This window comes from Pantoea endophytica (genome assembly GCF_002858935.1).
Taxonomy (GTDB): Bacteria; Pseudomonadota; Gammaproteobacteria; order Enterobacterales; family Enterobacteriaceae; genus Pantoea; species Pantoea leporis.
This window is the reverse complement of the sequence record NZ_PJRT01000005.1, coordinates 591,389-603,510: the sequence shown is the minus strand read 5'-3', so window position 1 is coordinate 603,510 and position 12,122 is coordinate 591,389. Positions and strand designations below refer to the sequence as shown.

Annotated in this window: 15 protein-coding genes; 10 read left to right on the top strand and 5 right to left on the bottom strand. The window is 54.5% G+C overall.

Going from position 1 to position 12,122, the window contains the following annotated elements; all coding sequences use genetic code 11:
• Nucleotides 1-41 precede the first annotated feature (41 nt).
• On the top strand, nt 42-203 hold the full coding sequence (locus PZBJ_RS24305) for a YnfU family zinc-binding protein (RefSeq protein WP_217548267.1): 162 nt from the start codon (nt 42-44) through the stop codon (nt 201-203).
• Between the two features lie 4 nt (nt 204-207).
• A complete protein-coding gene (locus PZBJ_RS05260) occupies nt 208-453 on the top strand; it encodes a hypothetical protein (protein ID WP_101761527.1) in 246 nt (81 codons plus the stop codon).
• 17 nt (nt 454-470) lie between these two features.
• Here PZBJ_RS05260 and PZBJ_RS05255 read toward each other — a convergent pair whose 3' ends face one another.
• Entirely contained in the window at nt 471-743 is a 273-nt protein-coding gene (locus PZBJ_RS05255; RefSeq protein ID WP_101761526.1) for a hypothetical protein, read from the bottom strand.
• A 195-nt stretch (nt 744-938) separates the two neighbouring features.
• Here PZBJ_RS05255 and PZBJ_RS05250 point away from each other — a divergent pair, with 195 nt between their 5' ends.
• Together PZBJ_RS05250 and clcA are read left to right on the top strand one after the other, a co-directional pair.
• Entirely contained in the window at nt 939-1,415 is a 477-nt protein-coding gene (locus PZBJ_RS05250) for a YciE/YciF ferroxidase family protein (RefSeq protein WP_101761525.1), read from the top strand.
• A 166-nt stretch (nt 1,416-1,581) separates the two neighbouring features.
• Entirely contained in the window at nt 1,582-2,964 is a 1,383-nt protein-coding gene (gene clcA, locus PZBJ_RS05245) for a H(+)/Cl(-) exchange transporter ClcA (RefSeq protein ID WP_101761524.1), read from the top strand.
• Nucleotides 2,965-3,072: 108 nt separating this feature from the next.
• Here clcA and ampR read toward each other — a convergent pair whose 3' ends face one another.
• Nucleotides 3,073-3,957 carry a LysR family transcriptional regulator AmpR gene (gene ampR, locus PZBJ_RS05240; RefSeq protein WP_101761523.1) on the bottom strand — a complete coding sequence of 295 codons (885 nt, stop codon included), beginning with the start codon at nt 3,955-3,957 and terminating at the stop codon, nt 3,073-3,075.
• A 116-nt stretch (nt 3,958-4,073) separates the two neighbouring features.
• Between ampR and blaPSZ the strand changes: the two genes are divergently transcribed.
• Together blaPSZ and PZBJ_RS24195 are read left to right on the top strand one after the other, a co-directional pair.
• Nucleotides 4,074-5,207, top strand: coding sequence for a PSZ family class C beta-lactamase (gene blaPSZ / locus PZBJ_RS05235; protein WP_101761779.1), 1,134 nt, complete (start codon nt 4,074-4,076; stop codon nt 5,205-5,207).
• A gap of 65 nt (nt 5,208-5,272) precedes the next feature.
• Complete coding sequence (locus PZBJ_RS24195) at nt 5,273-5,413, top strand: hypothetical protein (protein WP_167391175.1); 141 nt, start codon at nt 5,273-5,275, stop codon at nt 5,411-5,413.
• On the opposite strand, the gene PZBJ_RS05230 is transcribed toward PZBJ_RS24195, so the two are convergent.
• The 3 genes from PZBJ_RS05230 to PZBJ_RS05220 are packed head-to-tail and all read right to left on the bottom strand — an operon-like array spanning nt 5,400 to nt 8,057.
• The gene (locus tag PZBJ_RS05230; RefSeq protein ID WP_101761522.1) at nt 5,400-6,512 is read right to left on the bottom strand and encodes an MFS transporter; all 1,113 of its coding nucleotides are present in this window, start codon (nt 6,510-6,512) and stop codon (nt 5,400-5,402) included. The two genes, PZBJ_RS24195 and PZBJ_RS05230, sit on opposite strands and share 14 nt — an antisense overlap.
• Nucleotides 6,509-7,051 carry a TetR/AcrR family transcriptional regulator gene (locus PZBJ_RS05225; RefSeq protein WP_101761521.1) on the bottom strand — a complete coding sequence of 181 codons (543 nt, stop codon included), beginning with the start codon at nt 7,049-7,051 and terminating at the stop codon, nt 6,509-6,511. Before PZBJ_RS05225 ends, PZBJ_RS05230 begins: the two co-directional genes overlap by 4 nt.
• A gap of 58 nt (nt 7,052-7,109) precedes the next feature.
• Nucleotides 7,110-8,057, bottom strand: coding sequence for a MurR/RpiR family transcriptional regulator (locus PZBJ_RS05220; RefSeq protein ID WP_101761520.1), 948 nt, complete (start codon nt 8,055-8,057; stop codon nt 7,110-7,112).
• 288 nt (nt 8,058-8,345) lie between these two features.
• Between PZBJ_RS05220 and PZBJ_RS05215 the strand changes: the two genes are divergently transcribed.
• From PZBJ_RS05215 to celB, 4 genes are read left to right on the top strand one after another with little or no spacing between them, the layout of a single operon-like run.
• Complete coding sequence (locus tag PZBJ_RS05215) at nt 8,346-8,654, top strand: PTS sugar transporter subunit IIB (RefSeq protein WP_101761519.1); 309 nt, start codon at nt 8,346-8,348, stop codon at nt 8,652-8,654.
• Between the two features lie 59 nt (nt 8,655-8,713).
• Complete coding sequence (locus PZBJ_RS05210; protein ID WP_101761518.1) at nt 8,714-9,055, top strand: PTS lactose/cellobiose transporter subunit IIA; 342 nt, start codon at nt 8,714-8,716, stop codon at nt 9,053-9,055.
• Entirely contained in the window at nt 9,048-10,361 is a 1,314-nt protein-coding gene (locus PZBJ_RS05205; RefSeq protein ID WP_101761517.1) for a 6-phospho-beta-glucosidase, read from the top strand. The genes PZBJ_RS05210 and PZBJ_RS05205 overlap by 8 nt, the downstream gene beginning before the upstream one ends.
• Nucleotides 10,362-10,392: 31 nt before the next feature.
• A complete protein-coding gene (celB, locus tag PZBJ_RS05200; protein ID WP_101761516.1) occupies nt 10,393-11,745 on the top strand; it encodes a PTS cellobiose transporter subunit IIC in 1,353 nt (450 codons plus the stop codon).
• Nucleotides 11,746-12,122 lie beyond the last annotated feature (377 nt).

The following is a 12,122-nucleotide window of genomic DNA, read 5'->3' as shown; positions in this document are numbered from 1 at the left end:
CAGGTGTGTTAGAATCAGTTAACGGAAAAAGGAAATAAATTATGAGCTGGTTAAATCAATTTTTAGAAAGCTTATCACGCCGGGAAGTCAAAACTCAGTGTCCAGTCTGTAAAAAGTTTTGCCCACAATCTTCCTTAAAGCAAGCGCGCGGACAGGCTATGTTGTGCCCGCACTGTAAATCACTGTTTATTGCCGAGGAGTAAGCGAATGCGCCATATTCTTGAATGGATTGATGTAAATGAACAAGCGCCCGGCTACAAGCAGGAGTGCATCGTGCAATTTGAAAATGGTGAGGTGCAGGGCGGCTGGCTTTATGGCGGGCAATCGCGCAGCGGCGAGCATATTTTCCTTGAAGCGCATGCGGAATATGAAACCAGCATGGAGGTGAATTTCTGGATGTCATTGCCGCCAGCGCAACCGGACCAACTCGCTGCGTTTCACTCGCCGATATGAAAGAGCACAAGATAATATTATCGCTCATATTCGATAAATGACCGTTGCGCTTCAGCCTGATCGACAAACTGAAAAGCGTAAGGATGTATCAGTTGTTCATCACAATACCAGCAGTCATTAACACGTTTAAAAACGGCACCCTGATGAAAGGGTTGAGTTTTATCCAAACGCATAACGGCATATGTGCCATTGTTGAAGGTAACTTCATACAGAGAAATTAATCCGAGCGGCATTAATCTGCGTTCGTGAATAATTTCGCCGTTGAGATCTGGCGGCCCTGGCTTTTTCATTATGTTCTCTCCGATTGACCTGGTTTAAGTCTGGCAATGATTTAAACAATGCGGCGAGTTTATTTTCAGGCTTCGCTTGTGAATTGTCTATTGTCCGCCAGGATTAAGTCAGGCTTATGTGCCGGCGTAATTACTTATTCACTCTCGCCCACGTTTTTACCTACCTGATATTCTATTCTACTAAAAGGCCATATTATGACGATTAAAACACTGCAAGATCTGTTTGTGCATGATCTCTCTGATATTTACAGCGCAGAAAAACAGATCACCAAAGCGTTACCAAAAATGATTCGCGCAGCCTCTGATCCTAATCTGGTTGCGGCTTTTAAACAGCACCTCGAAGAAACGCGCGGACAAATTGAACGTATTGATCAACTGGTTGAGCTCACGGATGGCGTGCAGATCAAACGAATGAAATGCCATGCGCTGGAAGGTCTGGCCGAAGAGGCGCAGGAAATTATCGATGAAGTAGAAAAAGGGCCGGTTTGCGATGCTGGACTGATCGGTGCCGCACAGAAAGTTGAGCACTATGAGATCGCCACCTACGGCACCTTGCGCGCCTTAGCCCTGAAGCTGGATTATCAGGATGCCGCCAGGTTACTGGGCGAAACGCTGGAAGAAGAAAAAGCCACTGATGAAAAACTGACGCTGATTGCTGAAGAGCAGGATTAATTCCCCGTAGAAGAGGTTGATGCATCGGCTAAAAATGTCCAACCTTTTCGATCCTGAAAAATCCGCTTGCGAATTCCTGGGTTAAAAATCACTTCATTCTCAGTATGCTAATCCCTCTTTTTTCAAACTAACGTTTGAACACTGTTCTGAATACAGAGGGATTTGCATGTCTGCTCATCATCACTCCGCAGAGCCCAAAACGGTTTTACGTGCTGGGCGCTTCTTATTGATGCAGAAACTATTACGCCGCGACAAAACGCCCGTTGCACTATTACTGCTGGCTGCGCTGGTCGGTGTGCTAACCGGTTTGGTTGGCGTGGCCTTTGATAAAGCGGTGAATTTTGTGGGGCAGACGCGATTGAGCTGGCTGGCGGATGCCGGTGACAATCTGCTGGTGAAAATAATCGGTGCGTTTTTCCTTTCGGCATTATTAGGCGCTATTGGCTATTTCCTGGTGCGACGTTACGCGCCAGAAGCGGGCGGATCGGGTATTCCTGAAATCGAAGGCGCGCTGGAAGAGCTCCGACCGGTGCGCTGGTGGCGCGTACTACCAGTGAAATTCATTGGTGGCATGGGCGCGTTAGGTTCAGGCATGGTGTTGGGTCGCGAAGGGCCAACCGTGCAACTGGGTGGCAATATCGGCGGCATGTGTGTCGATTTGTTCCGCGTTAAATCTTCTGAATCTCGCCACACGTTGCTGGCAACCGGCGCTGCCGCCGGTTTATCGGCTGCCTTCAATGCGCCGCTGGCGGGCATCCTGTTTATTATTGAAGAGATGCGTCCGCAGTTTCGTTACAGCCTGATTTCCATCAAAGCGGTGTTTGTTGGCGTTATCGTCTCCAGCATTGTTTTCCGCGTGTGTAATGGTAATGAGGCGATCATCAATATTGGTCAGTTGCAGGATGCGCCAACCAATACGCTGTGGCTTTATCTGGTATTAGGCGTGTTATTCGGTGGCTGCGGCGTGGCATTTAATCGCTTCATTTTCCTCGCGCAGGATCAGTTTCAGCGTTTGCACCAAGGTCGCGTGGCACCTTGGGTGATGTGGGGAAGTTTACTGGCTGGCGCGTGCGGCGTGATTGGCCTGGTGCTGCCACAAGCCATCAACGGCGGGATTGCCCTGATCCCCGATTTCTCCAGCGGTAGCTATAGCGCGCTGGCCTTGTTTCTGCTCTTCGCACTGCGCACGCTCATCACTGTCTGCTGTTTCTCTTCCGGCGCGCCAGGCGGTATTTTCGCCCCGATGCTGACGCTAGGCACGCTGCTCGGCACCTGCTTCGGCCAGCTCTGCATGCAGTGGCTGCCGGGTTTACATCTGGAGCCGGCAACCTTTGCCGTGGCCGGAATGGGCGCGCTGTTTGCGGCGTCGGTGCGCGCGCCGCTGACCGGCATTGTGCTGGTGCTGGAGATGACCAACAATTATCAGCTAATTTTGCCGATGATCATTACCTGTCTCGGCGCAACGCTGGCCGCGCAGTTCTTCGGCGGCAAGCCGCTGTACTCAGCACTTCTTGCGCGCACGCTGGCGAAGGCGAAACAAATAGCGTAAGGCCTGGCTTACGTGCGGGCGCTGACACATCTGCTGCGGCGCGAGGACCACCGGACCAAAAGTGACTCCGGCCTGCGCTCTCGCGCTATAAATCACGTGTTCGTTTAATTAGTGCGCACCGGGCAAAAAGGTATTCATCAACCAGCCAGAAAACGCGGTCATCGCGGCGCTTTCGTGCCGCGATTGCAAACGCGTTAACCAATAGCCGCCGAGATCGATTTCAGCGGCGAAAGGGCGCACCAGCTTCTCACTTTGCAGCAGGTGATTGAAAATCCTCACCGGTGCCAGCGCAATCCCCGCACCTAACAACGCCGCTTCAATCATCGTCAGCGACGAGTCAAAAATCATCACCGGATGCGCAGGCGATGGCGCATGTTCGTTCATGCTTTGCAGCCATTGGCTCCACTCATCACGGCGGAACGAGCGCAGCAGGGTAAATTTGTGCACGTCTGCAGGCTGTTGCAACTGCCGGGCAATGGCCGGATTACACAGCGGTGATAACGGTGCAGGACAAATACACTGCGCCTCGGTGCCGTGCCAGGCGCCGCTACCAAAGCGAATGGTGTAATCGTGGCCTTCGGCAGCCGGATCGACGCGATTGTTGTGGGTGGAGAGTTGCAGCTCAATGTGCGGATAACGGCGGTTAAAATCCTCTAAGCGCGGCAACAGCAAGCCGGTGGCAAAGCTTCCCACCACACCAACTTTCAATTTTTCGCGCATTTGACCGGATGAGAAACGATCCAGCGTATCGGCAATCCGATCGAAAGAGTCGTTGAGCACGGGCAACAGGCTTTCGCCTTCTGTGGTTAGCATCAATCCGCGCGAGACCCGCACAAACAGCTGGCAACCGAGCTGCTGCTCCAGCGATTTTACCTGCTGGCTCACGGCTGCATGGGTTACGTGCAGCTCAATCGCCGCATTAGTAAAACTTAGATGACGTGCAGCGGCTTCAAAGGCTCTAAGCGCGTTTAGGGGAATATAGGGTCGTGTCATGCGCCTACCTGTAAGATTTTCTATTGTCTGACGCTAAAATTAACAGTTTGTTGCACCCTGTCAAAGTGGTCAAACTGCCTGCGGAACAACAACCCGGAAGGTTAATTACAGTGAAATTGATTTCTCAAACATTGATAGCTACAGCGCTGACCTCGGCGTGCTCCATGGCGTTTGCCACCACGGCAGATGTGCAGGCAACCGTTGATCGGGCGATCAAACCGCTAATGCAGCAGCAATCGATTCCCGGCATGGCGGTGGCGGTGGTGGTTAAAGGCCAGCCTCACTATTTCACCTGGGGCATGGCGGATGTCAAACAGCAGCGCCCGGTCACCCAAGACACGCTGTTTGAGCTGGGTTCGGTGAGTAAAACCTTCACCGGCGTGCTGAGTGGCGTTGCGGTGAATAAAGGCGAGATCGCGCTGAGCGATGCTGCCAGCAAATATTGGCCAGCACTGAACACGCCGCAGTGGCGCGACATCACGCTGCTGCAGCTGGCGACTTACACCGCTGGCGGCTTGCCGCTGCAGGTGCCCGATGCCGTGACCGAAGAAAAGGCGCTGGCGAACTTCTATCAACAGTGGCAACCACAATGGACGCCGGGCAACACGCGTCAATATGCCAACAGCAGCATCGGCTTATTTGGCTGGCTGGCGACGAAACCCAGCGGGCTGACTTTTGAACAGGCAATGCAACAGCGCGTATTCACGCCATTGCAGCTCAAGCACACCTTTATAACCGTGCCTGACGCCGCGAAAAATGCTTACGCATGGGGCTACCGCGAAGGCAAACCGGTGCGCGTGTCGCCGGGCATGCTGGATGCTGAAGCCTATGGCGTGAAGTCGTCGATTAAAGATATGGCGCGCTGGATGCAGGCCAATATGGATCCGCAGCAGGTTAACGATAAGCCGCTGCAGCAGGCGCTGGATTTCGCGCAAACGCGTTTCTATCGCACCGATGCGCTCTATCAAGGTTTGGGGTGGGAGATGCTGGATTGGCCCGCTCAGGCGGAGATGGCGGTGAAGGGCGCGGATAACAAGGTGGCGCTTGGGCCGCAGCCGGTGCGGGATGCCGAATCACATCCGCGTGTCAGCGCGTCGTGGGTGCATAAGACCGGCGCAACCGGTGGGTTCGGTGCTTATGTCGCCTTCATCCCGGAGAAGCAGGTCGGCATTGTGATATTGGCAAACAAAAATTATCCCAATACCGAGCGGGTTAAAGCCGCGATGCAGATTCTGAAAGCGTTGCAGTAAGCGTATGGGGCGAACTCCTCGCCCCATCAACTACACTTAATGGGTGATCAATAAAGGAGCTTCAGATGAGCAATCACCCTAAAGATAAACGCGATGTAAATGATGAAAAGCATCCCGCCAAGGACAATCCCAGCGAACACGGTGAGATCCCCAGAACGCGCGATGACAGTGAAGACGACAAAAAAGATCCGTTTAACGACGAATAACAAACATCATCAGCAACGGCAGCGCGGCAAACAGCGTTAATGCGGTTGACGCGCCTGCCAGCATATAGAGTTGTCCAAACAGCAGCGATCCCATCACCTGACCCGCCGCCAACACAAAGAACAAGATGCCTACGCCAACGGCGGGGGCATTGTTGGTTGCTTCTGCGCCCCACACCAGCAACACGCCCGAGAGCGTAACATACGCCGCGCCACCCAGCGCCACGGCGGGAAACAGCCAGGCTGAATAGTGATGGCTGAACGCCAGTAGCAATAAGGGCACGGCAAGGCAGCATTGCGACAGCCAATAAACCCGCTTCATCCCCATCCATTTCGCCATCGGGCCGGTGAGCGCGCCGATAATGCCTGCTGCGCCAGCGATGAGCCACAACAGGCTAACCATGCGGTCGCTGACGTGAATGCGATGCAGCAGATCCGGGCCGAAGCTCCACCAAGCCGCGCTGGCGACGCCGCTGAACAGTGCAATGAAGATAAGGCGCTGCAGCGAACGCTGCCGCAGGTGGCTTAACCAGGATTCACGTTGAGCGTTTTCATTGTGATTGGGTAGCTGGCGCCAAATCGGCACCAGGCAGATCATCGCCAGCGCGGCAAAAACCGCACAGGCGATGCGCCAGCCGCCGGGCAGCCAGTACAAAATTGGCACTGACAACATAATGCCCATGCTAGTTCCGGCATTGATAACCGTGTTCATCTGCGGCTGTTGCTCAGCCTCAATACGCTGGCTGACGGCGCTCGCTAACGCAGGCGAGGCGAGACCGGCGCTCATACCGGCGATAAACAATCCCACGCCGAGCATCCACGGCGATACCGCGCTCGCGATGATCAACAAACCCAACGCGGCACACAGCGCGGCAACCGCAGCAGGAAATCGCGGCCCGGCGCGGGCGGTCATCATCGGCGCGATCAACACCGCCACACAGTAAGCGGCAAAGCTACAGGCCGAAAGCACGCCAGAAACGCGCCGGGTAAAGGGGATGTCGTGCATCACCTCGGGCATCATCAAGCCCCAGGCGAAACGCGCCATACCGTAGGTCACCGCGATAAGTGCAAATCCGGTGATGCCGAGCGCCGTACCCTTCATGTCTGTTCACTGAACGCGATAAGCTGCAGCGCGGCGTTTTTACCGGCTTCGCACGCCTGCGCCGCGCCGATGATCAGCGCGGAAGTCAGCACACCTTCAAACAGCAGCCAAACCGCATCCGCTAGCGCGACATGCTGCTTGCCGAGCGCCTGCTGAATGGCGCGTGCAATGTAATCGCGCATCTTGTGGCGGTAAGCCAGCGCCTGTTCAGCTAACGCGGCATCTTCTCCGGCGTATTCGCCCCATGCCTTGAGAAACAAACAGCCATTGTTGCCGTATTGTTGCATCCAGTCGGCCATCGCATCGAACGTGTGGCTGACCGCTTGCGGATGGTCCGGCGATTGCAACGCGGCGAAGAAACGATCCTGTCGCGCCTCCAGCACCGCGGCCGTTAGCGCTTCACGCGAGGGGAAATAGCGATACAAGGTGCGCGTCGAGACATTCGCCTCGCTGCAAATGCGATCGGTGCTGATGGCGTGAAAGCCGTTGAGATAGAACAGCCGCTCGGCGGCATTGATGATATCGAGTTTCTTTTTCATCCTTAAAAAGTAAACCGATCGTTTTACTTTTGCAAATCTAAGGATGTTGGAGATTTACTTAGAGAACAGTTAATGCTGACTCCAGCCGATCCAGCGCAAACAAAATGCCGTAACGGCGCGCGTGTTGCGCTTCCGGCAGCGGCAGCCAGATATCGGCCTGATTGGCGAGATCTAATGTCTTCGCACAAAGCGCAATCACCGGCGTTTTTTGAATGTGCGCATGGTGTACTGCGCTAAGCACGTGGCTGTTAACCGTATCAGGCGCGAGAATCAACAACAGATCGTCCGGTTGCAAACGGCTCAGCGTCATGCTCAGCAGGTTGTCATCCTGAATCCACGCGCTGGCCAGTCCGGCGTTTTGCAGGCGCTGATGGACGTCCGCCACCAGCGTAGTTTGCAGCCCCGATGCGCCAATCAGCAGTACGCTTCGGGCTTTACGCAACAGCTCTGCGGCACGTTGCCAGGTCGCCGCTTCCGCTTGACCATATTGCTGGGTTAACGCTTGAGTAATAGCCTCAATCGGCGCAATCGCGTGAGGGGGTTGTCTCTGTGGCGCGCGCGCCAGCCGCATACGCAAATCGCGGATATCTTCGCAACCCAGCGAACGCGCAAAGCGGGTGATGGTGGCGGCGCTGACTTCTGCGCGGCCGGCAAGTTGCTCGATGGTGGCGGAAGCGGCAAAAGCAGTGTCGCTGAGAATCGCTTCGGCAACGCGTTTCTCCTGCTGACTCAGCGACGATTGCCGCTGGCGGATGACATCAATAAATTCAACATCCTGCTGCTGACCGGCTTTCCGCACCTGATGGAGAAAATCATCGAGATCCTGACAGCCCGCCGAGGTGGCAAAGCGTCTTAGCACATCCGGACTCACACCAGCCTGTGTAGCCAGACTCTCCATGGTGACGTGTACATTGGCGTGCAGGTTCGCCAGAATAAAACGCGCCAGCCTCGATTCCTGCGCATCCGCGCGCTCCGACTGCTGTCGTAATTGCCAGACAATATCCATTAGCTCATCACATCCTCAGTAGCGAAGGTCCATCATGCATGAAATTATTTTTCATGTTGAGTTTTTTTTCATCTCATCGCGGGGTGTTAGCGCCGTTTGTTGGGCTTTTTACTGTTAAATTACGGTTAAGATCACACTCATGAAAAATATTTTCATGACGATTTTAATCGTATCCATCTGACTTGTATCAATAAATTATCTATCCATCAGAAAATCCTCTGCCCGCAACCACTTTACAGCGTCTCTGAGACAGGTCTTAAATGACCGGGACAAATCACAGGAGAAGAAATTATGCGCATCGTACTTTGCTGTGCTGCAGGCATGTCAACCAGCATGCTGGTGAGCAAAATGCAGCATGCCGCTGCAGGGCGCGGTCTGGAGATTGACATTAAAGCCGTGCCGGTGGCGGAATTCGAACGCATTCTGCCAGATGCCGATGTGGTTCTGCTTGGCCCGCAGGTGCAGTTCGAAGCAGCCCGTCTTAGCGCTATTGCCGCGCCGCAAGGCAAATCTGTCGCCGTCATCGACATGATGGATTACGGCATGATGCGTGGCGAACAGGTGCTCGATAAAGCGCTGGCCTTACACGCTTCTTAAACGTCCTTTTTAACCCATCCAACTGACATTACACGGCGTTGTGCTGTGGGGGATTCTGCATGTCTGAAATCGTGGCTATCGAGTTTGAAGAGGAAATTATGCTGTTGCTGGTGCAGGCCGGCGCAGCCCGCAGCGCGGCCATCAGCGCGCTACGACTGGCACGAGAAGGGCGCTTCAGCGAGGCGCAGCAACAGCTGGCGGCGGCAGGCGAAAGCATCAGCGCTGCGCACCAGCAGCAGACCGCGCTGATTGGTCTGGATGAAGGCAGCGGTAAGTTGCCGGTCACGCTGATTCTGGTGCACGCCCAGGATCATCTTATGAACGCCATGCTGATTCAGGATTTGGCTGGCGAAATCATTGAACTCTATCGCCGCACAGCGGCAGGAGGCACAGATGCTTAAGATCGCAATTATTGGTGGTGGCAGCAGCTATTCACCGGAGCTGGTGGAAGGGATCATCAATCGCTATGCGCAGCTGCCGGTGACGGAACTGGCGCTGGTGGATATCGAGCAAGGGCGTGAAAAGGTTAATGTCATCGCCGATCTTACTCGCCGCATGCTGCAGCAAAACGGGCTGGAGCAGGTAAAAGTTAGCGTCCATTTTGAGCTGGATGACGCGATTCGCGGTGCTCGTTTTGTTCTGACGCAGCTGCGTGTGGGATTGTTGGCCGCGCGCGCGGCGGATGAGCGCCTCGGGCTGAAATATGGTCGGCTCGGCCAGGAAACCACTGGCGTTGGCGGCTTTGCCAAAGCGTTGCGCACCATTCCGGTGATGCTCAAGGTAGCGCGCAAAGTCGAGGAACTGGCACCGGACGCCTTCATCATCAACTTCACTAATCCGGCGGGAATTGTGACGGAGGCGGTGTCGCGCTATAGCAAGGCGAAAATCATCGGGCTGTGCAATGTGCCGGTGAATATGCATCACATGATTGCTGGCATGCTCGACGCGCCCTGGGATGACGTGCAGCTGCGCTTCGCCGGGCTCAATCATCTGGTGTGGGTGCATCAGGTGACGTGCCGGGGCGAGGATGTGACCGCGCAGGTGATCGAGCAACTGTGCGACGGCCAATCGCTCACCATGAACAACATCAAAGATATGCCGTGGTCGCCGCAGTTCCTGCGCGCGCTCAAGGCGATTCCGTGCCCGTATCACCGTTATTACTGGCAAACGCCGCAGATGCTGGCCGAAGAGCAGGAGAAAGCGCAAAACGGTCATGAAGGCACGCGCGCGGAGCAGGTGATGAAAGTGGAAGCGGAACTGTTCGCGCTGTATGCCGACCCGCATCTGGCGCACAAACCCGAGCAGCTGAGTTTCCGTGGCGGCGCGTATTACTCCGAAGTGGCGGTTGAGCTGATCAGCGCAATTCACAATAACAGCGGCAAAAATCTGGTGGTGAACTGTCGCAACAATGGCGCGATTCATGGCCTGCCGGATGACGCGGTGGTGGAGGTGAACTGTCTGGTTGATGCGCAAGGCGCGCATCCGTTGGCGTTTGGTGAGTTGCCGCCGCTGATGAATGGTCTGACGCAGCAGATCAAAGCGTTTGAACGCCTGACTATCGAAGCCGCAGTGCATGGCGATCGTGAGCAAGCGCTGCTGGCGCTGCTCGGCAATCCGTTAGTCGGTGATGTCGCGACCGCCGAAGCTTTGCTTGACGAAGTGCTGACCCTAAACAAGCCGTGGCTGCCGCAGTTCGCCACGCCATAATCCGTTGCGCCACTGAGCCAGAGGAACACCTATGTCTAACCGTACTTTTATAGACCGTTATGTCTTGCCCGTCGCACTGAAAATCGCCGGTCAGAAGCATGTGCTCTCCGTGCGCGACGGCATCATTCTCAACATGCCGTTTATGCTGATTGGCAGCTTCTTCCTGATCTTTGCCTATCTGCCGATTCCGGCGTGGGGCCATTTAATGGCGGATCTGTTTGGCGAGACGTGGCGCAACAAACTGCTTTATCCGGTGCGCGCGACCTACGACATCATGGCGCTGATCTCCAGCTTCGGCATCGCTTACCGCCTGGCGGAGAAGTATCGCACGCTTGATCCGCTCACCAGCGGCGCGATGGCGTTAGTGGCATTTGTGATGACCATTCCGCAGCAGACGCTGTTTACTCCGGTGGAAGGCGCGCCGACGCAGTTGGTCACCGGCGTGTTGCCGATTTCACTGATTGGCAGCCAGGGTTTGTTTGTGGCTATCGTGGTTGCGCTGCTATCGACCGAGATTTACCGCTTTGTGCACAACCGTAATCTGGTGATCAAGATGCCGGAGGGCGTGCCGCCTGCGGTGGCAAAATCCTTCCTCGCGCTGGTGCCCGGTTTTTGCGTGCTGGCGGTGGTGTTGGTAATTCGTCTGGCGGTGGAAGCGTCGCCGTTCGGCGATATCAATAACCTGATTGCTACTGTAATTGGTTTGCCGATGCATCACGTGGGCGGCACCTTGCCTGGCATGATTTTCTCGGTGCTGCTGATTGGGATTCTCTGGACGCTCGGGCTACACGGTGATGCGATTGTGCTGGTGTTTATTCAGCCGGTTTGGCTGTCGAATATGAGTGAAAACCTCGAGGCGTTTCAGCACAACCAACCCATCCCGCACATCTTTACCCAGCAGTTTTATGATTTGTGGATTGCACCGGGCGGCACCGGCGCGCTACTGGGATTGGTGATTTTCATGCTGATTCGTTCACGCAGTCGCCAGATGAAACAGCTCGGTAAAATTGCTGCGCCGGCGGCGCTGTTTAACATCAGTGAGCCATTAGTGTTTGGCATTCCGCTGGTGATGAACCCGTATCTGTTCCTGCCCTTTATCCTGACGCCGGTGGTGCTGGTGATTGTGTCGTGGGCGGCGATGAGCACCGGTTTGGTGGCGCCTCCGGCGGGGATTGCGCTGCCGTTTACCACACCGATTTTTGTCAGCGGCTATCTGGCCACCGGCGGGCATATTTCCGGCACCGTTTTGCAGGTGGTGAATCTGACAATTTCGCTGGTGATTTACTATCCGTTCTTCCGGGTCTGGGATCGTCTGAAGTTCCGCGAGGAAGAGGCCAGCCTGCAGCAAGCAAAAGTGGTGAGCGGCGAAGCGGTAACGCCTTGAACATAGGGGCAGAAGCGCATCAATGTGCGCTTCTGCAATCTGTAAACCGATAAACAACAATGCGCATTAATCACCTAACAGGACTAATTTACAATTCTCTTTGGACTCTAACTATCACTCAACTGACTGTTATCGCTGATTTTATTCCAATTGCTTAAAATAACAGCGGTTTTATTAAAAGAAACTTCTGTACTCTTATTACGTGTTTGTATATTTTTGTGATCAAGTGGTGACATAACTTCTTTCACCCCGAAACCCACGCTACTCAATGTAAACGTCAGCAGGCTCTCTTGATAGACATTTTCTCTAAAATTAACAATATTCCCCTTTTATTAAATTCAATCAGCTTAACGAGATCATTTGCGATCTCATTTTTC

What these genes read in the sequence shown, in the direction of transcription:
- PZBJ_RS24305 (WP_217548267.1), top strand. Translation starts at nt 42, where the DNA reads ATGAGCTGGTTAAATCAATTTTTAGAAAGCTTATCACGCCGGGAAGTC.
- PZBJ_RS05260 (WP_101761527.1), top strand. Translation starts at nt 208, where the DNA reads ATGCGCCATATTCTTGAATGGATTGATGTAAATGAACAAGCGCCCGGC.
- PZBJ_RS05255 (WP_101761526.1), bottom strand. Translation starts at nt 743, where the DNA reads ATGAAAAAGCCAGGGCCGCCAGATCTCAACGGCGAAATTATTCACGAA.
- PZBJ_RS05250 (WP_101761525.1), top strand. Translation starts at nt 939, where the DNA reads ATGACGATTAAAACACTGCAAGATCTGTTTGTGCATGATCTCTCTGAT.
- clcA (WP_101761524.1), top strand. Translation starts at nt 1,582, where the DNA reads ATGTCTGCTCATCATCACTCCGCAGAGCCCAAAACGGTTTTACGTGCT.
- ampR (WP_101761523.1), bottom strand. Translation starts at nt 3,957, where the DNA reads ATGACACGACCCTATATTCCCCTAAACGCGCTTAGAGCCTTTGAAGCC.
- PZBJ_RS24195 (WP_167391175.1), top strand. Translation starts at nt 5,273, where the DNA reads ATGAGCAATCACCCTAAAGATAAACGCGATGTAAATGATGAAAAGCAT.
- PZBJ_RS05230 (WP_101761522.1), bottom strand. Translation starts at nt 6,512, where the DNA reads ATGAAGGGTACGGCGCTCGGCATCACCGGATTTGCACTTATCGCGGTG.
- PZBJ_RS05225 (WP_101761521.1), bottom strand. Translation starts at nt 7,051, where the DNA reads ATGAAAAAGAAACTCGATATCATCAATGCCGCCGAGCGGCTGTTCTAT.
- PZBJ_RS05220 (WP_101761520.1), bottom strand. Translation starts at nt 8,057, where the DNA reads ATGGATATTGTCTGGCAATTACGACAGCAGTCGGAGCGCGCGGATGCG.
- PZBJ_RS05210 (WP_101761518.1), top strand. Translation starts at nt 8,714, where the DNA reads ATGTCTGAAATCGTGGCTATCGAGTTTGAAGAGGAAATTATGCTGTTG.
- PZBJ_RS05205 (WP_101761517.1), top strand. Translation starts at nt 9,048, where the DNA reads ATGCTTAAGATCGCAATTATTGGTGGTGGCAGCAGCTATTCACCGGAG.
- celB (WP_101761516.1), top strand. Translation starts at nt 10,393, where the DNA reads ATGTCTAACCGTACTTTTATAGACCGTTATGTCTTGCCCGTCGCACTG.